The organism is Kitasatospora sp. NA04385 (assembly GCF_013364235.1).
GTDB lineage: Bacteria > Actinomycetota > Actinomycetes > Streptomycetales > Streptomycetaceae > Kitasatospora.
This window is the reverse complement of sequence record NZ_CP054919.1, coordinates 3,471,184-3,494,693: the sequence shown is the minus strand read 5'-3', so window position 1 is coordinate 3,494,693 and position 23,510 is coordinate 3,471,184. Positions and strand designations below refer to the sequence as shown.

Annotated in this window: 19 protein-coding genes; 5 read left to right on the top strand and 14 right to left on the bottom strand. The window is 74.9% G+C overall.

Going from position 1 to position 23,510, the window contains the following annotated elements:
- The first annotated feature begins 53 nt into the window (after positions 1 to 53).
- Genes HUT16_RS15460 through HUT16_RS15445 form a run of 4 tightly spaced genes read left to right on the top strand, consistent with a single transcriptional unit; the run spans position 54 to position 4,788 of the window.
- Positions 54 to 1,304 (top strand): ATP-grasp domain-containing protein, encoded by a 1,251-nt coding sequence (locus HUT16_RS15460; RefSeq protein ID WP_176188756.1) that lies wholly within the window; start codon positions 54 to 56, stop codon positions 1,302 to 1,304.
- 45 nt (positions 1,305 to 1,349) lie between these two features.
- Positions 1,350 to 2,111 carry an SDR family oxidoreductase gene (locus HUT16_RS15455; protein WP_176188755.1) on the top strand — a complete coding sequence of 254 codons (762 nt, stop codon included), beginning with the start codon at positions 1,350 to 1,352 and terminating at the stop codon, positions 2,109 to 2,111.
- A complete protein-coding gene (locus tag HUT16_RS15450) occupies positions 2,108 to 3,520 on the top strand; it encodes a hypothetical protein (protein ID WP_176188754.1) in 1,413 nt (470 codons plus the stop codon). The genes HUT16_RS15455 and HUT16_RS15450 overlap by 4 nt, the downstream gene beginning before the upstream one ends.
- On the top strand, positions 3,517 to 4,788 hold the full coding sequence (locus HUT16_RS15445; protein WP_176188753.1) for an MFS transporter: 1,272 nt from the start codon (positions 3,517 to 3,519) through the stop codon (positions 4,786 to 4,788). Before HUT16_RS15450 ends, HUT16_RS15445 begins: the two co-directional genes overlap by 4 nt.
- A gap of 35 nt (positions 4,789 to 4,823) precedes the next feature.
- Here HUT16_RS15445 and HUT16_RS15440 read toward each other — a convergent pair whose 3' ends face one another.
- From HUT16_RS15440 to HUT16_RS15375, 14 genes are all read right to left on the bottom strand, one after another.
- Positions 4,824 to 5,729 (bottom strand): LysR family transcriptional regulator, encoded by a 906-nt coding sequence (locus HUT16_RS15440; RefSeq protein WP_176188752.1) that lies wholly within the window; start codon positions 5,727 to 5,729, stop codon positions 4,824 to 4,826.
- 189 nt (positions 5,730 to 5,918) lie between these two features.
- Positions 5,919 to 6,767, bottom strand: coding sequence for an aldo/keto reductase (locus HUT16_RS15435; protein WP_303392079.1), 849 nt, complete (start codon positions 6,765 to 6,767; stop codon positions 5,919 to 5,921).
- Between the two features lie 25 nt (positions 6,768 to 6,792).
- Positions 6,793 to 7,860, bottom strand: a complete 1,068-nt coding sequence (locus HUT16_RS15430) for a quinone oxidoreductase (protein ID WP_254897822.1) — start codon at positions 7,858 to 7,860, stop codon at positions 6,793 to 6,795.
- On the bottom strand, positions 7,853 to 8,851 hold the full coding sequence (gene ilvE, locus HUT16_RS15425; protein ID WP_176188750.1) for a branched-chain-amino-acid transaminase: 999 nt from the start codon (positions 8,849 to 8,851) through the stop codon (positions 7,853 to 7,855). The genes HUT16_RS15430 and ilvE overlap by 8 nt, the downstream gene beginning before the upstream one ends.
- Entirely contained in the window at positions 8,823 to 9,509 is a 687-nt protein-coding gene (locus tag HUT16_RS15420; protein WP_176188749.1) for an HAD family phosphatase, read from the bottom strand. The genes ilvE and HUT16_RS15420 overlap by 29 nt, the downstream gene beginning before the upstream one ends.
- Positions 9,506 to 10,849 (bottom strand): D-arabinono-1,4-lactone oxidase, encoded by a 1,344-nt coding sequence (locus HUT16_RS15415; RefSeq protein ID WP_176188748.1) that lies wholly within the window; start codon positions 10,847 to 10,849, stop codon positions 9,506 to 9,508. Before HUT16_RS15415 ends, HUT16_RS15420 begins: the two co-directional genes overlap by 4 nt.
- Positions 10,846 to 11,829 carry an NAD(P)-dependent oxidoreductase gene (locus tag HUT16_RS15410; RefSeq protein WP_176188747.1) on the bottom strand — a complete coding sequence of 328 codons (984 nt, stop codon included), beginning with the start codon at positions 11,827 to 11,829 and terminating at the stop codon, positions 10,846 to 10,848. The genes HUT16_RS15415 and HUT16_RS15410 overlap by 4 nt, the downstream gene beginning before the upstream one ends.
- Complete coding sequence (locus HUT16_RS15405; RefSeq protein ID WP_176188746.1) at positions 11,829 to 12,503, bottom strand: RraA family protein; 675 nt, start codon at positions 12,501 to 12,503, stop codon at positions 11,829 to 11,831. Before HUT16_RS15405 ends, HUT16_RS15410 begins: the two co-directional genes overlap by 1 nt.
- Entirely contained in the window at positions 12,503 to 14,545 is a 2,043-nt protein-coding gene (locus HUT16_RS15400; protein ID WP_176188745.1) for a transketolase C-terminal domain-containing protein, read from the bottom strand. The genes HUT16_RS15405 and HUT16_RS15400 overlap by 1 nt, the downstream gene beginning before the upstream one ends.
- A gap of 22 nt (positions 14,546 to 14,567) precedes the next feature.
- Positions 14,568 to 15,365 (bottom strand): SDR family oxidoreductase, encoded by a 798-nt coding sequence (locus tag HUT16_RS15395; RefSeq protein ID WP_176188744.1) that lies wholly within the window; start codon positions 15,363 to 15,365, stop codon positions 14,568 to 14,570.
- The gene (locus HUT16_RS15390; protein ID WP_176188743.1) at positions 15,355 to 16,455 is read right to left on the bottom strand and encodes an N-acetylneuraminate synthase family protein; all 1,101 of its coding nucleotides are present in this window, start codon (positions 16,453 to 16,455) and stop codon (positions 15,355 to 15,357) included. The genes HUT16_RS15395 and HUT16_RS15390 overlap by 11 nt, the downstream gene beginning before the upstream one ends.
- A gap of 415 nt (positions 16,456 to 16,870) precedes the next feature.
- Positions 16,871 to 20,077: a BTAD domain-containing putative transcriptional regulator gene (locus tag HUT16_RS15385; RefSeq protein WP_176188742.1), complete on the bottom strand. Its 3,207-nt coding sequence runs from the start codon at positions 20,075 to 20,077 to the stop codon at positions 16,871 to 16,873.
- Positions 20,078 to 20,319: 242 nt separating this feature from the next.
- Positions 20,320 to 21,042 (bottom strand): response regulator transcription factor, encoded by a 723-nt coding sequence (locus HUT16_RS15380; RefSeq protein WP_176188741.1) that lies wholly within the window; start codon positions 21,040 to 21,042, stop codon positions 20,320 to 20,322.
- A 368-nt stretch (positions 21,043 to 21,410) separates the two neighbouring features.
- Positions 21,411 to 21,776 (bottom strand): helix-turn-helix domain-containing protein, encoded by a 366-nt coding sequence (locus HUT16_RS15375; protein ID WP_176188740.1) that lies wholly within the window; start codon positions 21,774 to 21,776, stop codon positions 21,411 to 21,413.
- A 183-nt stretch (positions 21,777 to 21,959) separates the two neighbouring features.
- Between HUT16_RS15375 and HUT16_RS15370 the strand changes: the two genes are divergently transcribed.
- Entirely contained in the window at positions 21,960 to 23,444 is a 1,485-nt protein-coding gene (locus HUT16_RS15370; protein WP_176188739.1) for an MFS transporter, read from the top strand.
- Positions 23,445 to 23,510: the final 66 nt, after the last annotated feature.

Here is a 23,510-nt window from a genome sequence, read left to right as displayed (position 1 = left end):
CCCCCGGCGCGTCCGCGACCGGAGCGGATCCCCACGGAACGAGGAGAACACGGATGTATCGGGTCGCCGTGGTCGGTGGCAAGCCGGCCCCCATCAGTGGTGCCAAGGAACTGGGCATCGACGTCGTGCTCGTGCACGAGGAGGGCAAGTACGACCTCGACGAGCTCGGCCCGCACTGCGAGCGGATCGTGCACGCCGCCATCGACGACCGGGACGCGATACTCGCGGTGCTCCGGCCGCTGCACCGGGAGCGCCCCTTCGACCTGCTGCTGACCTCCACCGAGGACGCCGCGATCCCGGTCGCCGCGGTCAACGCCGAACTCGGCCTGCCCGGCACCAGCGAGCGCACCTCGCGGATCATCAAGGACAAGGCGCTGACCCGCCGGGCGCTGGCCGAGCACGGGCTGAGCCCGGTCCGCTTCCGGGCGCCGGAGAGCGCCGAGGACGCCGCCGACTTCCAGGGCGAGGTCGGCGACCGGATCGTGGTCAAGCCGATCGACGGCGTCGCCAGCCTGCACATCCACGTCGCGACCACCCCGCAGGAGGCCGCCGCGGCCTGGACGGCGCTGCAGGAGGCCGGCTACTCGCGGGTGATCGCCGAGGAGTACCTCGACGGCCCGGTGGTCAGCGTCGACTCCTTCTCCCACCAGGGCCGGCACATCGTGGTCGGGATGTCGGAGTACCTCATGAACGACCTGTTCGTCGAGTGGCAGGTCGCCACCATCAGCGAGACCGCCTGGCCGCACCGCGAGGCGCTGCGCGCCGCCACCGCCGAACTGCTCGACGCGGTCGGCCTGACCGACGGCCCCGCGCACAGCGAGTTCGTGCTGACCCCGGCCGGCCCCCGGGTGCTGGAGACGCACAACCGGCTCGCCGGCAGCGGCGCCCCCGACCTGGTGCGGCGGGCGACCGGCGTCGACCTGGCCCGGATGTTCCTGACCGTGCCGCTGGGCATCGACAAGCTCCCCGAGACCCACCCGGAGCCGACCGGCGGCGCGGCGATCCGCTTCTTCGTCCCCGAGGCCGGCCGGATCACCGCGATCACCGGCCTGGACGAGGTCGGCGTGCCGGTGCTGCGGGTGCCGCCGGGCGTGCGGCCGCCGCACATCATCCCCTACCTGTACAAGTTCGCCGAGGACGAGGCCGCCGTCGTGATCTCCAAGAGCGAGGGCGACACCGTCAACCCGCTGCGGGCGGTCATGGACTGCGACAACGGCTACGTCCTGGCCCAGGGCCGCGACATGCGGGACGCCGTCGCCAAGGCCGCGGCGCTGACCGAGCGGATCCGCTTCCACGTCGAGTAGGCCGCCGGACCAGTCCGAACCCGACCCACCGAGAGAGGAAAGACCATGGTGAAGACCGCAGTCGTGACCGGCGCCAGCAGTGGCATCGGAGCGGCGGTCACCGCGCGGCTGGCCAAGCAGGGGTACCGGGTGCTCGCGGTGGCCCGCCGGGCCGACCGGCTGGCGGAGCTGGCCGGGCGGACCGGGGCCGAGCCGCACGTGCTCGACGTCACCGACGCCGGGGCGGTGGACCGGTTCGCGGCCGCCGTCGCCCGGTGCGACGTCCTGGTCAACAACGCCGGCGGCGCGTTCGACGCGGCCGCCCTCCAGGACGCCGACCCGCAGGTGTGGCGGCACAGCTTCGAGGTGAACGTGCTCGGCACGCTGCACGTCACGCGGGCCCTGCTGCCCGCGCTGCTGGCGGCCCCGGGCGCGACCGTGGTCACCATGAACTCGACCGCCGGGTTCACCCCGTACGAGGGCGGCGGCAGCTACACCGCGGCCAAGCACGCGGCGCACGCCCTGACCGGGACGCTGCGGCTGGAACTGGCCGGGCGGCCCGTGCGGGTCGTCGAGATCGCCCCCGGCATGGTGCGCACCGAGGAGTTCGCGCTCAACCGCTTCGCCGGCGACGCGGACCGGGCCGCCGCCGTCTACGCGGACGTCGACCGGCCGCTGACCGCGGAGGACGTCGCCGAGTGCGTGGCCTTCACGGTCGGCCTGCCGATCCACGTCAACGTCGACCAACTGGTCGTCAGGCCGCTGGCCCAGGCCGCGCAGCACAAGCTGCACCGCGGTCCGCTCTTCCAGGAGGAGGCCCCCCGATGACGGACGCGATCACCGAGGCGTACAACCGGGAGTGCCTGGCACCGGACAGCCGGCTGCTCGGCGTCACCGGCCGGATGCGGCTGCCGGAGAAGCTCGCCGCGGCGCACGGGGCGGGTTCGCTGCCCCGCCCGCTGTTCCTCGCCGAACGGGAGATCCGGGAGTTCACCGACGACCTGCGCGGCTTCTTCGGCCTGCTGACCACGCTGCCGCAGCGGCTGTTCGACGGCAGCACGGACGCGTACGCCGCCGCGGTCGGGATCAGCCCGCGGCGGGCCGCGCTGATGAAGCGGCTCGGCGTCGCCCCCGTCCTGCACGGCCGCGCCGACCTGCACCACGACGGCACCTCCTTCAAGCTGCTCGAGTTCAACGTGGGCACCCACCTGGGCGGCACCGACCGGGCCGAGCTGATGCGGCTGCACCTGGAGGACGAGGCGTTCCGCGCCTTCGCCGAGGAGCACCGGCTCGACTACGCGCACACCGGCGAGCAGATCGTCGAGGTGCTGCGCCGGCTCGGCGAGCAGGTGACCGGCGGCGCGGAGCCCGTCGTCGCCTTCGTCGAGGCCGACGGCGGGCTGGCGCCCTACCTGCACCTGGTGCTCTCCTTCCAGGAGATGGCGGCGCGGCTGGGCCTGCGCGTCCTGCTCGCCGAGATCGGCCAGGTCACCAGCAAGGACGACAAGCTGTACCTGGACGGCACCCCGATCGACGTCGTCCTGCGCTACTTCTCGGTCAACCAGCTGTGCGCGGACGGCCGCGACGGCGCCGAGGCGGAGCCGTTCTTCCGGGCGCACGAGGCCGGCAAGACCCTGCTCTACACCCCGCTGGACGGCCTGCTCTTCGAGCAGAAGACCAGCCTGGCCCTGCTCTCCGACCCCCGCTGGCGCGCGGCCTACTCCGCCGAGGAGGCCGAGCTGATCGACCGGCTGCTGCCGTGGACCCGGCTGCTCACCGCGGGGGAGAGCACCGCCGGCGGCGAGCGGGTGGACCTGCTCGACCACTGCCGGGAGCACCGCGCCGACCTGCTGCTCAAGCCGGGCAACCAGGACGGCGGCCGGGGCATCGTCGCGGGGTGGACCGTCGACGACCGGGCCTGGCGCGAGGCGCTGGACGCGGGCCGCGGCCGGGGGTGGATGGTGCAGCGGCGGGTCGTCCCGCGGGCCGAGCCGATGGTGGACCCGGACACCCGCGAACTGCGGGACTGGCACGCCACCTGGGGGATGTTCGTCACCCCGCACGGCTACGGCGGCTTCCACATCCGGGCCCTGCCGGCCGAGAACGGCGGCATCCTCTGGCACGGGGCCAGCGGCCAGGTGCGCAAGACCGGCGTCTTCCACTACCGGGAGGACCGGGAGGACCCGGCGGCCCCGCAGGCCCCGCAGGCCCCGGTGGCCGGAGGGGAGGCACGATGACCGCCGACGTGACGACGGCGGCCCCGCAGGAGCGGCCGCGCTCGCTGCTGGTCCGCCACCCGGACTTCCGCCGGCTGTTCACCGCGTACAGCCTCAGCCAGGTCGGGACGCAGGTCAGCTACGTCGCGGTGCCGCTGGTGGCGATCGAGGCGCTCGGCGCCGGGGCCTTCCAGGTCAGCGCGCTGGCCTTCCTCGGCTCGCTGCCGTTCCTGCTGGTCGGCCTGCAGGCCGGGGCGTGGCTGGAGCGGGTGCGGCGGCGGCCGGTGCTGGTGGCCGCCGACCTGGTGCGCGGCGTGCTGATGGCGTCGGTGCCGGTCGCCTGGGCCCTCGACGCGCTGACCGGCGCGCAGCTCTACCTGGTGGTGCTGCTGGTCGGCGTCGCGACGGTCTTCTTCGAGGTGGCGTCCGGGGCCTACATCCCGCACCTGGTCGGCCGGGACAACCTGCTGGAGGCGAACGCCAAGCTCGGCGGCATGTTCGCGGGCGCCGAGGTGGCGGGCCGGAGCATCGGCGGCTTCCTGGTGCAGGTGCTCACCGCGCCGTACGCGCTGGTGGTCAACGCGGTGACCTACCTGTGGTCCGGGCTGTGGCTGGGCCTGATCCGCAAGCAGGAGCCGCGGCTGGAGAAGCCGGGCACCGCGAAGCCGCTGTGGCCGGACGTCCGCAGCGGCATCACGTACGTGTTCCGCAACGCGGTGCTGCGGACCGTCTCGCTGGAGACCTCCTGGAGCAACTTCTGCCTGCGCATCGTCATCACGCTGGTGCCGCTGCTGTACGTCTCGGAGCTGCACCGCTCGGCCTCCCTGGTCGGCGCCTTCCTGACCGCGGGCGGCGTGGGGGTGTTCCTCGGCGCGGCGGTCGCCCGCCGGATCGGGCTCCGGGTCGGCTACGGCCGGGCGCTGTGGATGGTGGGCGCCTGCTGCGGGCCGTTCGCGCTGGTGGTGCCGTTCGCGGTGCACGGCGCGGCGGTGTGGATCGGCATCGCCGCCTGGGCGGTGGTGGCGTTCAAGGTCGGCGTCGACAACGTGCTGAAGGCCGCGATCCGGCAGCACGTCACCGCGGACGAGATGATGGCCCGGATGGGCGCCACCTACCGCTTCATGATCACCGGCGTGCTGGCGATCGGCTCGGCGGTGGCCGGCCTGCTGGCGGGCGCGGCCGGGGTGCGGGTGGCGATCCTGGTCGGCGCGGTCGGCCTGGCCGCCAGCTGGCTGGTGCTGTTCTGCTCGCCGGTGCGCGGGATGCGGGAGATGCCCGGCGTCGAGTGAGCCGCCCCCTGCCGCCCGCGGAGGGGGCGGGCGGATCAGGGGGTGGCCGCCCGCGCGGTCCGCGACAGGGCGGCGACCGTCGCCCGGATCGCCGGGCGGCGGTCGCCGCCGGACCGCCAGACCGCGTACACGTGCCGGCTCAGCAGCGGCTGCACCGGGACGACCCGGACGCCCTCCGGGATGCTCTCCCGGCCGAGCCGGGGGATCACCGCGATGCCGAACCCGGCCTGGACGAGCGCCAGTTGGGTGGCGTACTCGCCGGCCGTATGGACGATCCGGGGCTCGATGCCGTACCCGCGCAGGGTGTAGAGCAGCCACTCGTAGCAGCCGGAGCCGGGCGTCCAGCTGATCCACCGGTCGCTGTGCAGCTCGGCCAGGTCGACCGTCGTGCGGGCGGCCAGCGGGTGGGCGGCGGGCAGGGCGATGTCGGCGACGTCGTCGAGCAGTTCGGTGCGGCTCAGCCCGGGCGGCAGGTTCAGCGGCACGTTGAACCAGTCCTGCACCACCGCGATGTCCAGGTCGCCGCGGATCACCAGCGGTATCGACACGTCGGGCTCCAGCTCGGAGACCCTGGGGGACAGCGCCGGGAACCGGGCCGCGAGGCTGGTCAGCGTGCCGGTCAGCAGGCCCCGGGCGGCGGTCGGGAAGCCGGCCACCGACACCTCGCCGACCACCGCGCCGCGGTGGCCCTCCAGTTCGGCCTCGGTCTGGTCGACCAGGGCCAGGATCTTGTCGGCCCGGTCGACCAGCAGCTTCGCGGCGTCGGTCAGCAGCACGCCCCGGCTGTGCCGTTCGAGCAGCGTCTGGCCGACCTCGCGTTCGAGCTTCGCGAGCCGCTGGGAGACCGCCGAGGTGGTCAGGTGCAGCACCGCCGCGGCCGAACTGATCGACCCGGTCGCGGACACCGCGTGCAAGGCCCGGATCCCGTTGAGCTCCAGCATCTGCGTACGTCCTTCCGCGGGTGGCCGGCGTCGGAGCCGTTGAAGTCTACGGGCGGCGGGGCCGGGCGGCCCGGGCCCGGACGGACGGCACGGCGGGCCCCGGCCGGACGGCGGTGCGGTGCCGTCGGCCGGGGCCCGCCGTGCACGGGCGCGGCGTCCCCCGGCCGCGGCGGGCCGGGGGACGGCGGGTCAGGACGCCGGGTAGGCGGCGTCCAGCCGGGCGAACTGCTCGTCCGTCAGCTCCAGGTCGGCGGCCGCGGCGTTCTCCCGCAGGTGCGCGGCGGAGCTGGTGCCGGGGATCGGCAGCACCACCGGGGAGCGGCGCAGCAGCCAGGCCAGCGAGACCTGGGTGGTGCTCGCGCCGAGCTCGGCGGCGACCTCGGCCAGCGGCCCCCGGTCCTGGGCGTGCTCGCCGCGGGCGATCGGCAGCCACGGGACGAAGGCGATGCCCTCGGCCTCGCAGTACTCCAGCACGTCCTCGTCGACCCGGTCGGTGAGGCTGTAGCGGTTCTGCACGCTGACCACGTCGATCTCGGCCCGGGCCTCGACCAGTTCGGCCACGCTGACCTGGGACAGGCCCAGGTGCCGGACCTTCCCCTCCTTCTGCAGCTGCGCGAGCGCGCCGAACTGCTCGGCGGCCGGCACCTTCGGGTCGATCCGGTGCAGCTGGAACAGGTCGAGCCGCTCCAGCCGCAGCCGGCGCAGGCTCAGTTCGGCCTGCTGGCGCAGGTACTCGGGCCGGCCCAGCGGCACCCACTCGTCGCGGGAGGGCCGGGACTGGCCCGCCTTGGTGCCGATGACCAGGCCCTCCGGGTAGGGGTGCAGGGCCTCGGCGAGCAGTTCCTCGCTGGTGCCCGGGCCGTAGGAGTCGGCGGTGTCGATGAAGGTGGTGCCGAGCTCGACGGCGAGCCTGGCCAGGTCGAGCGCGGCCGGGACGTCGGCGGGCGGGCCCCACACGCCGTCCCCGGTCAGCCGCATCGCACCGAAGCCCAGGCGGCGGACGGTCAGGTCGCCACCGAGGGCGAAGGTCTGGTTCACGGTTTCCTCTCCAAACAACGGACGTTCATCGTGCTGCCGGACGGCGGTCCGCGCCGTCGCCGGGGACCAGCACGACCTTGCCGAGCACCCGGCGCCCGGCCAGGTCGGCGTGGGCCGCGGCCGCCTCGCGCAGCGGACGGTCATCGACCGCCTCCAGCCGCAGCATGCCCCGGGCCAGGTGGTCGAACACCGCCCCGGCCCGAACGAGCAGCTCGGACCGGTCGCGGACGTGGTGGGTCAGGTCGGGGCGGGTCAGGAACAGCGAGCCGCCCGCCTGCAGCAGCGCCGGGTCGACCGGATCGACCGGCCCGCTCGCCGCGCCGTGCAGCACCAGGGTGCCGCGCGGGCGCAGTGCGGCCAGGCTCTGCGCGAAGGTGGCGGCCCCGACCCCGTCGTAGACCGCGGCCACCCCCGCGCCGCCGGTCAGCGCCCGGACCTGCTCGGCGAGCGGGGGGCCGGCGGCGTCCGGGCCGTAGCGGACCACCTCGGCGGCGCCGGCCCGCCGGGCCAGCTCCTCCTTGTGCGCGGTGGAGACGGTCGCGATCACCCGGGCGCCGAGCAGCGTCGCCCACTGGGTCAGCAGCAGCCCCAGGCCGCCCGCCGCCGCCTGGACCAGCACGTCCTGCCCCGGGCGGACCGGGTGGCTGTCGTGCACCAGGTAGTGCGCGGTCATGCCCTGGAGCAGGGCGGCCGCCGCCGTCCGGTCGTCGATCCCGGCGGGGACCGGCACCAGCCGTTCGGCCGGGACGGCGGCGTACCGCGCGTAGGCGCCGCGCACGTTCGCCCAGGCGACCCGGTCGCCGACCCGCAGGCCGTGCGGGTCGGTGCCGGGGCCGAGGGCGCGCACGGTGCCCGCGCCCTCCTGGCCCAGCACGGCCGGCAGCGGCACCGGGTAGCGGCCCGAGCGCAGGTAGAGGTCGACGAAGTTCACCCCGGCGGCCGCGACCTCCACCAGGGCCTCGCCCGGGCCGGGGCGCGGCACCGGGCGGCGTTCGAAGCGCAGCTGCTCGGGGCCGCCCGGCTCGCGCAGCACGACGGCGTCCATCGTCCCGGCGTCCGCCGCTGCGGTGCGCACCGCCCCGGCCTCAGACATGGGCCCCGACCGGGACGGGGGTGAGCCAGCCCAGGTGCCGGTCCGAGCGGCCGCGCACCAGGGAGAAGTAGAGCTCGTACAGGCGCTCGGTGACCGGCCCGGCGACGCCCTCGCCGACCCGCAGGCCGTCCACCGCGGTGATCGGCAGCACCTCCCAGGCCGTCCCGAGGAAGAACAGCTCGTCGGCGAGGTAGAGCTCGGTGCGGTCCACCGGGCGCTCCTCGACCTCGTAGCCCTCCTCGGCGAGCAGGGTCAGCGCGGTGGAGCGGGTGATGCTCTCCAGCACCCCGCTGGAGAGCGAGGGGGTGATCACCACGCCGTCCCGCACCAGCGCGACGCACGCGCCCGCGCCCTCGCTGACCTGGTGCCGGTCGTTGAGCAGGATCGGCCAGTCGTGCCCGTTCTCCCGGGCCTCGATCAGGGCCAGCCGGCCGTTGTGGTAGTTCGAGAACGCCTTGACCCGGGGCGGCGTGCTGGCGTCGGTGATCCGCAGCCAGGAGCTGACCGCGGCCCGGCAGCCCTCCCGCCGGAAGCCGCTGCGGAACGGCCAGCTGTCCACCACGACCTCGCAGCGCGCCCCGGCCGGGACCATCTGCTCGCGGATCAGGCCCTCGGGGAAGGCCCACGGGCGGACGTAGGTGTCGCCGGCGGCGCGGTTCGCCTTCAGCAGGTCCACCACCGCCTCGGCCAGCTCGTCCCGGCTGTGCGGGATCTCGACCCGGCAGATCCGCGCGGAGTGCCGCAGCCGGTCCAGGTGGTCCTCCAGCCGGAACAGCAGCAGGTTCTCGCCGTCCTCCGCCAGGTACGCCTTGATGCCCTCGAAGACGGCGGCCACCGACGCGTGGCCCACGGCGTTGACGTGGATGGTGGCCTCGCTCCAGGGCCGCAGCCGGCCGCCGCGCCAGATCCACTCGGGGCCGTCCGCGCCGGGGGTGGCCAGGGAGCCGAGGTGGGCGGCGGCCTCATGCCGCAGGGGCGTCGCGGAACTCATCGTCGAAGAGCCTTTCCAGGGAGGCGAGGGACAGGGATTCGAAGCTGGGCACCACCGCCGCGGCCCCGGCGAACGCGGCCGGGTCCGCGGCGGCGGCGCCGGGCACCGCGACGCACCGCAGCGCGGCCGCGACGGCCGCGCTCACCCCGGGCACCGAGTCCTCGAAGGCCACCGCGCCGGACGCCCGGACGCCGAGCGCGGCCAGGGCGTGCAGGTAGAGGTCCGGGGCGGGCTTGTTGGGCAGCGGGAGATCGCCGGTGACGACGGTGCGGAAGCGCCCGCGCACACCCAGCCGCCGCAGGTGCGGCTCCACCCACCGGCCCGGCGCGCTGGAGACCACGGCCGCCGGGAGCCCGCGGCCGGCCGCCTCGGCCAGCAGGGCGGCCACGCCGGGCAGCAGCGGCTGGGCGTGCGCGAGTTCGGACTTGCGGGTGCGCCGGTGCTCGGCCTCCCGGGCGGTCATCGGCCGGCCCAGGAGCCGGCCGAGGTGCTCGGCGGCGAGCCGCTCGCCGTCGTGCCGCCCGCGCATCCGGGCCCACAGCCCGTCCGGGAAGTCGAGGCCGAAGCCGCGGTAGGCCTCCCGCCAGGACTCCCGGGCGGCGTTCTCGGTGTCGCAGATCAGGCCGTCGAAGTCGAACAGCAGCGCGTCGAGCGTCATGCCGCGCCCGCCCGTTCCCGCGCGCCCACCGGGCCGAGCAGGCGCACCGCGTAGTCGCCGGCGAACCGGCCCTCCGGGTCGACCCGGGCCCGGACCCGCTGGAAGTCGGCCCACCGGGGGTAGCGCGGGGCGAGCACCTCGGCGGTGGCGGTGTGCGCCTTGCCCCAGTGCGGCCGTCCGCCGTGGGCGCGCATCACGTGCTCGACCACCCGCAGCAGCTCCACCTGGCCGGCGCTGCGCGGCACGGTGAGGTTGACGTAGCCGGTGGCCCGGCCGTACGCGGGGCTGAGCGGCGAGTCCTCGTCGGCGGCGCCCACCCGCACCAGCACCGAGTACGGCGAGTACTGCCCGGCCCGCCGCAGCGCGCCGCCCAGCTCGCGCAGCGCGTCCGGGGTCCGCTCCAGCGGCAGGGCGTGTTCGAGGGCGATGAACCGCACCGGCTGCGGGAAGGTGAACACCCGGTCGGAGACGTCCACGTAGGTCGCCGGGCCGGGGACGGGCAGGGACAGCGCCCGGCTGAGCGCGGGCACCGCCGTGGCCGAGCCGCGGCCGGCCAGGCCGGTCACCCCGCAGCACAGCTCCTGCGCGGTGGTGGAGTAGCGGCGCAGCCGGGCCCGCGGGGTCGGCGGGGCGGCGGTGCGCTCCGCCGTCCGGATGCCGACGTCCCGCCGCCAGGGCAGCCAGGACAGGCTGACGTGCTCGGCGCTCGCCGCCCAGCCGGAGAAGTCCCGCAGCACGGCTTCGAGCGGGGCCGCGCTCTGCCGGACCTCCAGGTTGAAGGCCGGCACGCAGCGCAGCGTGAGCGAGGAGACCAGGCCGAGCGCGCCCACCGAGGTGCGGGCGCAGTGGAACAGCTCCGGGTCCTTCGCGGCGTCCAGCCGGTGCACGGTGCCGTCGGCGGTGACCAGGCGCAGCGCCGTGACCAGCGAGGACAGCGGGCCGAAGGAGAGCCCGGTGCCGTGGTTGCCGGTCGCGACCGCGCCGCCGACGGTCTGCTCGGCCAGGGTGCCGAGGTCGGGCAGCGCCAGGCCGGCCCGCCGCAGGACGGCGGCCAGCTCGCCGAGCCGGGTGCCGGAGCGCACGGTCACCGAGGGCGCGGTGCGGTCGACCGACTCGACGCCGGTGTGCCGGGTCAGGTCCACCAGCAGCCCGTCGGTGACGGACAGCTGGTTGAACGAGTGGCCGGTGCCCGCGGCGCGGATGCCCAGGCCGAGCCGGGCGGCGGTGGTCACGGCGTCCACGATCGCGTCCTCGCCGACCGGGCGCAGCACCCGGCGCGGCGTGCAGCGGGCCGTGCCGGACCAGTTGCGCCAGGAGGCGCGCGGTGCGGACGGGCTCATGCGGGTCCCCTTCCGTGGGCCGGGGCGAGTCCGTGCGGTGCGGACGCGTCCCCCGGGGCCCCGGCGGGGGACGGCCGGGCGCCGAGCGTGCGCAGGTAGGCCCGCAGCGCGTCCCGCCAGGTGGTCATGGTGTGCCCGAGCGAGCGCAGCCGGTCGGTGTTGAGGGTGGAGTCCACCGGCCGGTCGCCGCGGAAGCCGCAGTCGGCCATCGGCACCGGGACGGGCGCGGGCGCCGCGGCCGAGCCCGCCCCGGCCCGCAGCTGCCGTCGCAGCTCCAGCCCGACGTCGTACCAGCTGGCCCGGCCGGCGTTGCCGATGTGCACCGTGCCGCCGGGGGGCTCCGGCAGGCACAGCAGGTGGACCAGCGCCTCGGCCAGCTCCCGGGTGCCGGTGGGCAGGCTGTACTGGTCGCTGACCAGCAGGGCCGGTTCGCCGCGTTCGGCGGCGCGGACCGCGGCGAGCACGTTGTCCACCCGCTCGTCCGCGCCGCCGAACAGCCAGGAGGTCCGCACGACCAGCGAGTCGGGCAGCAGGGAGGTGATCCGCTCGCCGGCCAGCTTGGTCAGCCCGTAGACGCTCACCGGGTTGGGCAGGTCCTGCTCGGTGTAGCCGTGCTCCGGGGTGTCGAGCCCGTCGAACACGTAGTCGCTGGAGAGGTACACCATCCGGGCGCCGTGCCGCCGGGCCTGCTCGGCGACGTTCCGGGTGCCCCGCACGTTGACCCGCATCGCGAGCCGCGGGTCCGCCTCGCAGGTGTCGACGATCGCGCAGGCGGCCAGGTGCACCACGACGGTCGGCCGGAAGCCGTCCACCGAGCGGCTGAGCGCACGGCCGTCCGCGATGTCGAAGTCGGCCAGCGAGACGCCGTGCACCGGCCAGTGCGCGGTGCGCCCGTCCGCGCGCAGCGCCCGGACCAGGGCCTGGCCGAGCATGCCGTCCGCGCCGGTGACGTAGATCCGCTCCGGCCGTGCGCCGCCCATCAGAGGTGACCGAATTCGACCAGCAGCTGCTGGAGGGTGGCACCGGAGTTGATCTTCTCCCGGATGAGCCGCTCCTTGGCGATCTGCCGGCGGGCGCCCTCCAGCGCCTCCTCGGCGGAGTCGGCGGGGACGACGGCGATGCCGTTCTCGTCCGCGACCACGATGTCGCCGGGCGCGATGATCTGCCCGTCGACCACCACCGGCACGTTGAACTGCACCGGCTCGGTGCGGTTGTGCTCGGCGCTGGGCGAGGGCCGGGGCACCGTGGAGCGGTACCAGACCGGGAAGTCCAGGTCGCGGATCTCGTCCACGTCCCGGATGGCGCCGTCCACGATCCCGCCGGCGATGCCCGCCTTGAGCGAGAGGGTGGACATCAGGCCGCCCCACATCGCGGTCCGGGCGGTCTGGTGGCAGGCCACCACGATCACGTCGCCGGGCTGGGCCTTGGCGAGCAGCGGCATGCAGTCGACCAGGTTGTCGACGGACAGGTTGACGGTCAGCGCGGGCCCGGCGATCTTGTGGCTGGGCTTGACCGGCAGCAGCCCGCCGATCGCGCCCATCCGGCCCTGCGCGTCGGTCACCAGGCAGGAGGGGCTGTACTCGCGCAGGACCGCGCGGAACTCCTCGACCACCGCCTCGGAGGGCCGCTTGACGTCGTTGTAGACGGTTTCCATCACCGTGCTCCGTTCTGCTGGGGGTGCTGCTCGGTCTGCTCTCGGTGGTGCTCTTCGGCCCGTTCCTCGGCGCGGCGGTCGCGGGCGGCGACGGCGAGGGGCCCGGCGGTCGCGGTGCCGCGGGTCTGCGCGAGCACCGCCCCGGCCAGCGCCTCGAAGTGCAGCCCGTGGACGCGCAGCACCTCCTCCGGGGTGCCGCAGCGCGGCACCTCGGTCAGCCCGATGCCGCGGAAGGCGGGCGGGTGCGGCAGGTTCAGCTCGGCCAGCGTGCGGGCGACGGCGTCGCCCTGGCCGCCGCGCACGTAGTGGTTCTCCACCACGATCAGGTGGTCGGCCCCGGCGGCCAGCGCGGCCAGCCAGTCGGCGTCGACCCGGTTGAGCCAGGGCAGTTCGACCACGGTCGGGGCCGCGCCCCGGTCGGCCAGCAGCTCGGCGGCCCGCAGCAGCTGGTCGAGCACGGTCGGACCGGCGCCGACCAGGACGGTGCGGCCGCCCTCGCGCACCACCCGGCCGTGGCCGGTGCGCAGTTCGGCGACCGGCAGCGCGGCCACCCGGGCGGGCACCTCCACGCTCTCCAGCCGCAGGTAGAAGCTCTCGTCGGTGGCGGCGCAGTGCCGCACCGCCTGCCGGGTCCCCGCGCAGTTGGCGGGCTGGAGCACGGTGAGCCCGGGCAGGGCGCTGAACGCCGCGACGTCCCGCACGGCCTGGTGCGAGTGGCCCGGCGCGGCGGGCAGCAGGCCGGCCAGCGCGCCGGTGTAGACGATCCGGCGGCCCTCGGTGGCGTTGTTGTAGATCTGCTCGTACGGCCGGGAGTGCAGGAAGCAGGCGAAGGAGTTCACGAACGGCAGCAGCCCCTGGGAGGCCAGGCCGCCCGCCGCCGAGACCATGTCCTGCTCGGCGATCCCGAACTCGACGAAGCGGTCCGGGTGCGCCTGCGCGAAGGGGATCAGGCCGGTGTCGAGCACCAGGTCCGCGTCCAGGGCGAGGATGCGCTCGTCCCGCGCCGCGAGCGCGGTCAGCTCGCGGCCGTACGCCTCGAAGAGCTTCTCGGCGCCCGGGTTCCGCTCCGGCGCCGGGTCCTCGGCCACCAGGGCCAGCGGGCCGAGGCCGTTGCGGGCCAGCAACTCCTCGGCCGCGGCGACGAGCTGGGCGTGGGCGGCCCGGTAGTGCTCGGGGGCCGGGGCGCCGCTGTGGAACAGGTAGCGCCAGGGCGTGCCCGTCCCGTCGTCGGTGAACGCCGCGGGCATCGAGGTGGCGGCGAAGGCCGCGCAGCCGCCGCCCTTCACGGTGTCCGCGACGATCACCGCGGGCAGCTCCGGGAAGGACTCCCAGCGCTTGCGGAAGGCGGCCTCCAGGGCCTGCTGGTCGTGCCCGTCGCAGCGGACCACGCCCCAGCCGAAGCCGGCGAAGCGGGCCTCCAGGTCGCCCAGGCCGTTGACGTCCTCGACCCAGGTGTCCGACTGGATCTTGTTGTGGTCGACCACCACGGTCAGCTCGTGCATCCCGCGCCGGACCGCGCCGGCCAGGGCCTCGTAGTTCTGGCCCTCCTGGAGCTCGCCGTCCCCGGTGACCACGTAGATCCGCCGGGAGCGGCCGGCCAGCCGGTCGGCCAGGACCACGCCCTTGGCCTTGGAGACGCCCATGCCGAGCGAACCGGTGTTGAAGGGCATGTGCGGGGTGTGCACGTCGGGGTGCCCGGGCAGGCCGCCGAGGCGGCGCAGCCGGTGCAGCTTCTCCTCGGGCAGCGCGCCGAGGCCGATCAGCGCGGCGTACAGGCCGGGCGCGTCGTGGCCCTTGGAGGAGAAGTAGAGGTCCCCGTCCTCGGCCAGCGGCGCGCGCATCTCGTGCAGGAACAGGTGGCTGACCAGGTCGGCGGCGCTGAAGCTGGAGCCGAGGTGCCCCGAGCCGGCCCGCATCACCATGTACAGCGTGTTGATCCGGGTGAGCGCCGAGAAGGCACGGCAGCGCTCCAGGGGGTCTGCCACCCCGTCGAGGACGCGGGTGATCTCCGCGACCTCCACCCGGTGCAGGGCGACGGGCATTGTCTCTCCTTCGGGGGTTCGGTCACCAGCTGACATAGCCGCCGTCCAGCAGCAGTTCCTGGCCGGTGACGTAGCCGCTGAGGTCGGAGGCCAGGAAGAGCAGCGGGCCGGTCAGGTCGCCGTCCACGGCCATCCGCCCCAGCGGGACCCGCTCGGCGAACTTCCGCCGGAACTCCGGGTCCTGGCCGCCGAGCACGCCGCCGGGGGACAGGGTGTTGACGCGGACGCCGGCCGGGCCCCAGTGCGCGGCCAGGTAGCGGGTCAGGTTGTGCACCGCGCCCTTGGACATGCCGTAGGCCGGGTGCTTGAGGAACGGCGGGTCGAGCGGGATGTGGCTGTAGAGCGGCTGGTAGGGGGCCACGTTGCCGTAGAGCGACCCGATGTTGACCACCGAGCCGCGGCCCCGCTCGGCCAGGTGCGCGCCGAAGACCTGGCACACCAGCAGCACCCCGCGCACGTTCACGTCGAGGATCGCGCCGACGGAGTCCTCCGGGACGTCGGCGAAGGCCCAGCCGCCGTGCGCGGCGGACGGCGGGTGGTCGATCCCGGCGTTGTTCACCAGGACCGACGGGCTGCCGAGCCGGTCGAGGCAGGTCGCGAGGGCCGCCCGGAGCGAGGCGCGGGAGGTGACGTCGGCGGCCAGCGGCAGGTAGCGGCCGGAGCCGGCGGGCAGGTCGGCCAGCGGGGCCGGGACGGACGCCGCCAGGTCGAGACCCAGGACGTCCGCCCCGGCGGAGAGCAGCGCGCCGCTCCACACCGTGCCGAGCCTGCCCGCCGCACCGGTGACCACGGCCACCCGGCCGGTCAGGTCAATCGGCATGCGTGGCGGCCTCGGAGTCGAGCAGCGCGGTCAGGGCGTCCCCGGCGGCCAGGTGGTCGGGCAGGATCGCGTCGTCCTCGGCCAGCGGGACGGAGAGCGTCATGCCGATGACCTGCTCCAGCTGGTAGGGCTTGAGGCCGTCGCCCGGCGACTTGCAGGCGATGTCCGCGGCGGTGAGCCGGTGGCCGGCCGGCAGCTCCCGCGCGGCGACCAGCTTCTTGCCCATCTTGCGCACGGCGGGGGCCTCGGTCTCGCTGCACCGCTTGACCGGCGAGCCCAGGGCGGACCGGGCGCGGCCGAGGCCGGCGGTCAGCTCGGCCAGCTGCTGCGGGTCCAGCGAGAACGCGTGGTCGGTGCCGGGCAGCGTCCGGTCGAGCGTGATGTGCTTCTCGACGACGCGGGCGCCCAGCGCGTAGGCCAGGTAGCTCATCTCGGGGCCCAGGTCGTGCCCGGAGAAGCCGATCACGACCTCGGGGAACTCCGCCCGGAAGGTCTCGATCACCGAGAGGTTGAGGTCCTCCGGGCCGGCCGGGTAGACCGCGGTGCACTGCAGCAGGGCCAGGTTGCGGTTGATCGGCAGGACGGCCTCGCAGGCCCGCCGCACCTCCGACATGGTGGCGCCGCCGGTGCTCACCACCAGGGCCCGGCCGGTCTGCGCGGCGTAGCGCAGCAGCGGGGTGTTGGTCAGGTCCGCCGAGGCGATCTTGATGGCGGGCAGGTCGAGCTCGACCAGGAAGTCGACGCTCGGCAGGTCGAAGGCGGTGGAGAAGAAGTCGATGCCGAGCTCGGCGGCGACGCCCGCCAGGTGCTTGTACTCGTCGAGCCCGAACTCCAGCGCCTCGCGGTGCGCCCCGTAGGTGGGGCCGAAGGAGTTCCGTCCGGTGTAGGGCTGGTCGAACATGGCCCGGGTGAACAGGGTCCTGTTGTCGCGCTTCTGCAGCTTGGCCGCGTCGGCGCCGGCCTGCGCCGCGGTACGGAAGAGGGCTTCGGCCTGTTCGAGGCTGCCGCCGTGGTTGTGTCCGATCTCGGCGATCACGTACGCCGGGGTGTCGTCGGCGATCCGCTGGCCACTGATATGGAATTCCCGCATCTGTGTCACGTTCCTTCGCTCTGCTCGGTTCGTCGCCTTCTGAGCGCGCACCACCGTTGCAGCGCGGTGTCCCGGCGCCGTACCGGTTCCCTCCCGGGGACGGCACCGGGAGCGGGAACGGGGGGCGCCGGATCAGGACAGGATCGGTACCTCCTCGTGCCAGTCTGGTTCCACCGCGTCACACAGACACCACCACACGATGGGGAGCTTCCAGTCATGCGCCGTGTCATCCACCGAGTGCCCTCCGCCGCGACCGTGCCGACCGGCCGGGAGCGGGGGTGCGGCGCCGGGTCCAACACGGACAACCCGGGCCCGAACGCCGTCCCCGCCGGCCCGGGCCGCTGACCGCGCCGGGCCGGCCGCGTCCCCCCGCGGCTCCCCCGGACGCGGGGCGCGCGGCCCGGCCCGGCGCCCCCTACGGAGGGGACTGCCGGCGGCAGCAGACGGGCGTGCCGATCCGGGCGAAGAGCGTCTCGGCCTCCGCGGCGTAGGACGCCGCGGTCGCGGAGGAGCGGCCGCTCCACCGCGCGACCGCGGCCAGGCCGTCGAGCGCGAGCGCGAGCTCGTAGACGTTCTCCACGCTCCGGGCGTCCTTGCGGGCCAGCGCGTACTGCTGCTCGGCCCGCTGCCCCTGCCCCTCGCGCAGCAGGACGGTGCCGAGCAGGTTGGCGATGGCGGTGCGGCGCATCGGCGAGACCACCTCCACCGCCAGGGTCCGCTCCGTCAGGGACAGCGCCGGCCCCGGGTGCCCGGCGCGCTGGAGCGCGTACGCCCGCCAGGCGTCCACCAGGGCGACCATCGTCGCGTTGCGCAGCTGGGCGTAGATCGCGGCCGCCTGCTGGAACCGGTGCACCGCCAGCTCCCACTCGCCGAGCCCGAGCCGGGCCTCCGCGAGGTTGAGCAGGGCGAGCGCCTCGTCGCTGAGGTTGTTCATCCGCCGGCCCAGCTTCAGCGCGGTGAAGGCGGCCTTCTCGGCCTCGTCGTGCCGGCACAGCACGTTGAGGGCGGAGCTGATCCCGTTGAGCGCGATCGCCTCCTCGCGCGGGTCGGCCAGGCCGCGCAGGATGGGCAGCGCCCGGCGCAGGTAGTGCAGCGCCTCCTGCGAGCGGCCCAGCGAGTTGTGGAAGGAGCCGAGCCGGCTGAGGCAGGCCGCCTGGCCGTGCTCGTCGCCGATCTCGACCGCCAGGTCGAGGGCCTCCTCCAGGTGGGTGATCCCCCGGCCGCCCTGGCCGGAGAGCCAGTGGCTCAGGCTGGCGTTGGTCAGGCACAGCCGCAGCATCAGCTTGTCGCCCAGCCGGCGGGCCGCTGCCACCGAGATCTCGCTCACCTCCAGCAGCTCCTGCGGGTGCTCCTGCAGGGTCAGGTACGCGCCGAGGTTGCGCGGCAGGCCGGCGGCCTGCCGGTACAGGCCGGCGTCGGCGGCGGCGCGCAGCAGGGCGACCAGGTTGCGGCGCTCCCGGCCGAACCACTTCAGCGCGAGCTGCGGGGTCAGCTCCGGCAGCACGTACGGCTCGGCCGGGACGGGCTCGGCGGGGTAGCGCACCCGGCCGGGGAACAGCACGTCGGCGGCGGCCTCGGCGGCCGCCACGTAGTGGTCCACCAGCGCGGTGAAGCGGGCGGCGTCCCCCGGCGGCGCGGCCGCGGCGGGGGTGAGGCTGCGGGCGAAGTCCCGCACCAGGTCGTGGAAGCTGAAGCGGCCGAACTCGGGCTGCTCCAGCAGGTGCACGTCGATCAGCGACTCCAGGATCCGCTCCGCCTCGTCGGCGGACGTCCCGAACAGCGCGGCCGCCGCGCCGACGTCGATGTCGGAGCCGGGGTTGAGGCCCAGCAGCCGGAAGGCCCGCTGCTGCTCCGGCCGGAGCACCAGGAAGGACAGCTTGAGGCTCTCCACGACGTCGCGGTCCCCGGCGCTCAGCTCGTCGAGGCCGGTGGGGCGCACGCTCAGCCGTCCGACCAGGTGCCCGAACGTCCACTGCCGGCGGTGCCGCAGCCGGGCCGCGGCGATCCGCAGCGCCAGCGGCAGCCCGCCGCAGAGGCCGACCAGGTCGACCACCGCCTCCGGCTCCGCCGCGCAGCGCTCGGTGCCGACGATCCGCTCGACCAGGGCGACGCCCTCGCCGACGGGCAGCTGCCCGACGGAGAGCTGGGCGGCCCCGTCGAGGTTGACCAGCCGGCGGCGGCTGGTGACGATCGCCAGGCAGTCCGGCGCGGACGGGATCAGCGGCAGGATCTGCGTCTCGTCGAGCACGTTGTCCAGGACCAGCAGGAGCCGGCGGTTCGCGCAGGCCGTGCGCCAGGCCGCGGTCCGCTCCGCCAGGCCCTCGGGCACCTGGTCGCCGCTGACGCCCAGGCTGCGCAGGAGCACGTCCAGCACGGCCTCCGGGCGCAGCGGATCGCAGCCGGGGGTGAACCCGTGCAGGTCGATGAAGATCCGTCCGTCCCGGAAGCCGTCCGCGATCCGGTGCGCCAGGTGCACGGCCAGCGAGGTCTTCCCGCTGCCGCCCATCCCGTCGAGCGCGATCAGCCGGGGGGCCGGGTCGGGGCGCTCCAGGAGGTCGGCGAACCAGTCGAGTTCCTCCTGCCGCCCGGTGAAGTCGTCGATGTCGTAGGGCAGCGTGCTGGGCGGGGGGACGGCCACCCGCCCCGGCCAGGCCGCGGGCCCGGGGGGCGCCATGGGCCCGGTCGGCGCGGCGGGCCCGGCAGCGCCGGCGGCGGGTGCGGCGGGCGGGACGGGGCCGGCGGGGTCCGGTTCGGCGGGGGCCGGGTGGTCGGCGGGCCCGGGCTGCTCGGCGGGGGTCTGCTGCTCGGCGGCCAGCAGGGCCGGGTCGGCGCAGAGGATCGCGGTGTGCAGCTGGGCGAGCGCGGCGCCGGGGTCGATCCCGAGTTCGTCGGCCAGCAGCTCGCGGGCCCGGTTGTACTCGGCGAGCGCCTCGGCCTGCCGGCCGCTGCGGTAGAGGGCGAGCATCAGCGCGTGCCGCAGCGACTCGCGCAGCGGGTTGCGGTCGACCAGCGCGCGCAGCTCGGAGACCAGGGTGGCCGCCTCGTCCGGGTTGGCCTGGACGGTGGAGAGCCACTCGTAGGCGGCCAGCCGGCTCTCCTCCAGCGCGGTGGCGGCGGTCTCGATGATCCGGCCGCCGGTGCCCGCCAAGGCGTCGCCGCGCCAGAGGGCGAGGGCGGCGCGCAGGTGGCCGGTCACGGCGGCGGAGTCCTGCGGGTCGGTCTGCCGGGCCAGTTCGATTTCCTGCCGGAACTCGTGCAGGTCCACCCAGGCCGCGCCTAACTGGAGCCGGTAACCGGGGCCCTCGGTGCAGATCTGCGCCACGCTCTTCGGAATGCGCAGCCGGAGATCGCCGATGGCTTTGCGCACTTGGTGGGTCGCGGTGCGCGGGGGGAATTCCTCCCAGAGCGCGGTCGTCAGGCGGTCGGTGGGAACCACCCGGCCCGATTCCAGCAGCAGGACGGCGAGCACTTTCTCGTTCTTCGCGCCGCCCAGGTGCTTTCGCTGCCGGTCGTCCGAGGTGACCTCCAGCGGGCCGAGGAGGCGGAAGCGCCAGCGTGCGGCGCTGCCGTCGCTTTCGGCTGCGTTCCCGGTTTTGGTAGAATTCCCCCGCAAGATTTCCATGTGAGACCCACACCCCCTGTTCGGCTGCGGCAGATACCAAGAGCCCCGGCCAGCATACACGTGCGTATGCATGACAAAACTGTCGCTCGATTCAAATGCGACCCAAAGTATTGTGCGGCGGCGGAGCATACTCACTTTTCGCCGCATTTGTCGGGATAGCGGGGGATTCGGGAAAGGGGATTGCGGCCGGATTCGGGCGGGATCGGCCGGGTTCGGGCGGGGCCGGGCGGGTTCGGCCGGGATCAGCCCGGGTGGCCGAGGCGGAAGCCGATGCCGCGGACGGTGACGATCCAGCCGGGACCGAGCTTGGCGCGCAGGGTGCTGACGTGGGTGTCGACGGTGCGGCCGCGGGGCGACCAGGTGTCGGCCCAGACCCGGGCCATGATCTGCCGGCGGGGGAGCACCGTGCCGGGGTGGGCGGCGAGCAGGTGGAGCAGGTCGAACTCCTTGCGGGTGAGGTCGACCGGGGTGCCGTGCAGGGTGGTGAGCCGGGCGCCGGCGTCGATCCGCAGCGGGCCGTGGACGAGGACCGGGCGGGCCGGCGGGCGGGTGCGGGTCCGGCGCAGCACCGCCTCCATCCGGGCCAGCAGCTCGCGGAAGCCGTACGGCTTGACCAGGTAGTCGTCCGAGCCGGCCTGCAGGCCCAGCACGCGGTCGAGTTCGGAGCCGCGGGCGGTGACGGTGATGATCGGGGTGTCGGCCACCGCGCGGATGCCGCGGCAGACCTCCAGGCCGTCCAGGTCGGGCAGGTCGAGGTCGAGCAGGACGAGGTCGGCGTCGGGGTGCGCGCGCAGCGCCTCGGCGCCGGTGGTCACGCCGTGGGCGGCGTAGCCCTGCCGGGCCAGCGCCCGCAGCAGCGGGGCGGCCGCGTGGGCGTCGCCCTCCACGACCAGGACGCGCAGGGCCCGGGGGCCGCGGTGCGGCGCGGGCGGGGGTTCGAGCAGGTGGGTGGCGGGCCGGTTCATCTGTCCCCCTCGGGCGCGCCCGGTCGGCACGGACGGGGTCGTGCTCAGGGCTGGTCGGGCGCGCGCTCGACGAGGATAACAAACAGACCTGTCTGATTGCGAGCGGGGTTTTGCCGGGTCGGGAGGGGGTGTTTTGCCGTCTTTCGGGCAGGCTGAGGGGAATTGAAAGCATGCAGGTCTGGATGTTTCCGGCCCGGATGTCAGGGGCCGGTCGGGGGTGTCACGGCTTGCTCCGCGGACTGTCAGGGCTGTGAAAACCCGCTGTCCGGCGGGGGCGGCGGGGCCGCATCCTCGGTTCGGCGGGCAGTCCGGCGGGCGGTGCGGGAGGAGCGGAAGGAGGAGGACGGACGGGCCCGGCCCGGGGGAGGTCAGGCGCCGGCCGTGTCGAAGGCGGTGCGGGCGCGCTCGACCTCGGGCAGGTGCTCGGCCGACCAGTCGGTGAGCGCGGCGAACAGCGGGGCCAGGCTGAGGCCCAGCTCGCTGATCTCGTACTCGACCCGGGGCGGCACCTCCGGGTGGTAGGTGCGCACCACCAGGCCGTCGCGCTCCAGTTGGCGCAGGCGCTGGGTGAGCACCTTCGCGGTGATGCCGCCGACGTTCCGGTTCAGCTCGACGAAGCGCTGCCGGCCGAACCTGTTCAGCGTCCACAGGATCGGCGTCGTCCAGCGGCTGAACACGATGTCGAGCACCGGCGTGATCGGGCAGGCCTGCGCGCCGCCGTCCTGCACGTCCATCCCGCACCCTTCCCGCCGGTCGGTTTCCTCAAGGTACCCAGTTTATTCGGGATTCCGGCTCTCCGACAGCCACCGACCGGTCCCGTCCCCGGACCGGCGGCACCCGAACGCCCGCGACTTCCCCGCGCCCGCGGCTCCCGAAACGCCCGGGCCTCGCGAACACCCACGACTCACAGGAGTGAGATGTCCGTGCACGACGCGCTGCGCGCCCCGGCCGCGGTCACCGAACCGGGGCCGGTCCGCCGCCCCGGCCTGATCCTGGCCTTCCTCTGCCTGGCCGGTTTCATGACCTTCCTCGACGTCTCGATCGTCAACGTCGCCCTGCCCACCATCGAACACGAACTGGGCATCTCCCAGACCACGTTGGAGTACGTGGTCACCACCTACGGCATGGTGCTGGGCGGCTTCCTGCTGCTGGCCGGCCGGCTCGCCGACACCTTCGGGCGGCGCCGGATGCTGCGGCTCGGACTGGTCCTGTTCGCGCTGGCCTCGCTGGTCGCGGGCCTCGGCCACGACGCCTGGGAGCTGATCGCCGCCCGCGGCGCGCAGGGCCTGGGCGCCGCGTTCATCGCCACCGCCGCGCTCGCCCTGCTCAGCGGCAACTTCGCCGAGGGCGCCGAGCGCAACCGGGCGCTCGGCGCCTGGGGCGCGCTGTCCGGGCTGGCCGCGGTGGTCGGCGTGACGCTCGGCGGGGTGCTGACCGACGGCCCCGGCTGGCGCTGGATCTTCTTCATCAACGTGCCGATCGGCCTGGTCGGCGCCCTGCTGGCGCCCCGGGTGGTCGGCGAGAGCCGGGCCGCCGGGCGCGGCCGCGGCTTCGACCTGGCCGGGGCGGTCTCGCTCACCGCCGCCCTGGTGCTGCTGATCTTCACGCTCGGCCAGACCGTCTCGGACGGCGAGCTGCCGTACGCCCGGATCTACGGCGGGGCCGCGCTGGTGGTGCTGCTGCTGGCGGTCTTCGTGGTGGTCGAGCGCCGCACCGCCGACCCGCTGATCCCGTTCTCGGTCTTCCGCCGCAAGTCGCTGCGGGCCGCCAACGTGATCGCGGTGCTGCTGCTGGGCACCTGCGTGACGCTGTTCTTCTTCGCCTCGCTGTTCCTCCAGCAGGTGCTGGACTACTCGGCCGTCCGGACCGGCTTCGCGTACGTGCCGCTCGCGGTGCTGACCGCGGTCGGCGCGGGCGTCGCCTCCCAGCTGGTCACCAAGGTCGCGGCCAAGCCGGTGCTGCTGGTCGGCCTGGCGCTGGCCACCGCGGGCATGCTGCTGCTGTGGCGGGTCCCGGCCGACGCCTCGTACCTCACCGACGTCCTGCCCGCCTTCGTGCTGATGGGGCTGGGGCTGGGGGCCTCGTTCGTGCCGGTGCAGGTCTCGGCGTTCGCGGGGAGCACCGAGCAGGAGTCCGGGCTGGCGGCCGGGCTGATCAACACCGCGCAGGAGGTCGGCGGCGCGCTCGGCCTGGCGGTGGCCGCCACCTGGGCGTTCCGGCGGGTCGCCGAGCTCACCGAACGGGCGCACGGCGTACCGGAGCTGGTGCTGAAGGCGCGGACCGCGGTGTTCCACGACGCGTTCCTGGTCGGCGGGGTGTTCGCCGGGGCGGCCCTCCTGGTCACCCTGGTCCTGCTGCCCTTCACCAAGGCCACCGGCGAGCCGCCGGTGCCGCGCGGCTGACCGGGCCGACGGGGCCGACGGGGCCGACGGGGCCTGCCGGGCCGACCGGATCGGCGGCGGGCGCCC

Excerpts from the sequence above, each read along its gene's own strand:
- HUT16_RS15460 (WP_176188756.1), top strand. The coding sequence starts at position 54 with ATGTATCGGGTCGCCGTGGTCGGTGGCAAGCCGGCCCCCATCAGTGGT.
- HUT16_RS15455 (WP_176188755.1), top strand. The coding sequence starts at position 1,350 with ATGGTGAAGACCGCAGTCGTGACCGGCGCCAGCAGTGGCATCGGAGCG.
- HUT16_RS15450 (WP_176188754.1), top strand. The coding sequence starts at position 2,108 with ATGACGGACGCGATCACCGAGGCGTACAACCGGGAGTGCCTGGCACCG.
- HUT16_RS15445 (WP_176188753.1), top strand. The coding sequence starts at position 3,517 with ATGACCGCCGACGTGACGACGGCGGCCCCGCAGGAGCGGCCGCGCTCG.
- HUT16_RS15440 (WP_176188752.1), bottom strand. The coding sequence starts at position 5,729 with ATGCTGGAGCTCAACGGGATCCGGGCCTTGCACGCGGTGTCCGCGACC.
- HUT16_RS15430 (WP_254897822.1), bottom strand. The coding sequence starts at position 7,860 with ATGTCTGAGGCCGGGGCGGTGCGCACCGCAGCGGCGGACGCCGGGACG.
- ilvE (WP_176188750.1), bottom strand. The coding sequence starts at position 8,851 with ATGAGTTCCGCGACGCCCCTGCGGCATGAGGCCGCCGCCCACCTCGGC.
- HUT16_RS15420 (WP_176188749.1), bottom strand. The coding sequence starts at position 9,509 with ATGACGCTCGACGCGCTGCTGTTCGACTTCGACGGCCTGATCTGCGAC.
- HUT16_RS15415 (WP_176188748.1), bottom strand. The coding sequence starts at position 10,849 with ATGAGCCCGTCCGCACCGCGCGCCTCCTGGCGCAACTGGTCCGGCACG.
- HUT16_RS15410 (WP_176188747.1), bottom strand. The coding sequence starts at position 11,829 with ATGGGCGGCGCACGGCCGGAGCGGATCTACGTCACCGGCGCGGACGGC.
- HUT16_RS15405 (WP_176188746.1), bottom strand. The coding sequence starts at position 12,503 with ATGGAAACCGTCTACAACGACGTCAAGCGGCCCTCCGAGGCGGTGGTC.
- HUT16_RS15400 (WP_176188745.1), bottom strand. The coding sequence starts at position 14,545 with ATGCCCGTCGCCCTGCACCGGGTGGAGGTCGCGGAGATCACCCGCGTC.
- HUT16_RS15395 (WP_176188744.1), bottom strand. The coding sequence starts at position 15,365 with ATGCCGATTGACCTGACCGGCCGGGTGGCCGTGGTCACCGGTGCGGCG.
- HUT16_RS15390 (WP_176188743.1), bottom strand. The coding sequence starts at position 16,455 with ATGCGGGAATTCCATATCAGTGGCCAGCGGATCGCCGACGACACCCCG.
- HUT16_RS15385 (WP_176188742.1), bottom strand. The coding sequence starts at position 20,077 with ATGGAAATCTTGCGGGGGAATTCTACCAAAACCGGGAACGCAGCCGAA.
- HUT16_RS15380 (WP_176188741.1), bottom strand. The coding sequence starts at position 21,042 with ATGAACCGGCCCGCCACCCACCTGCTCGAACCCCCGCCCGCGCCGCAC.
- HUT16_RS15375 (WP_176188740.1), bottom strand. The coding sequence starts at position 21,776 with ATGGACGTGCAGGACGGCGGCGCGCAGGCCTGCCCGATCACGCCGGTG.
- HUT16_RS15370 (WP_176188739.1), top strand. The coding sequence starts at position 21,960 with ATGTCCGTGCACGACGCGCTGCGCGCCCCGGCCGCGGTCACCGAACCG.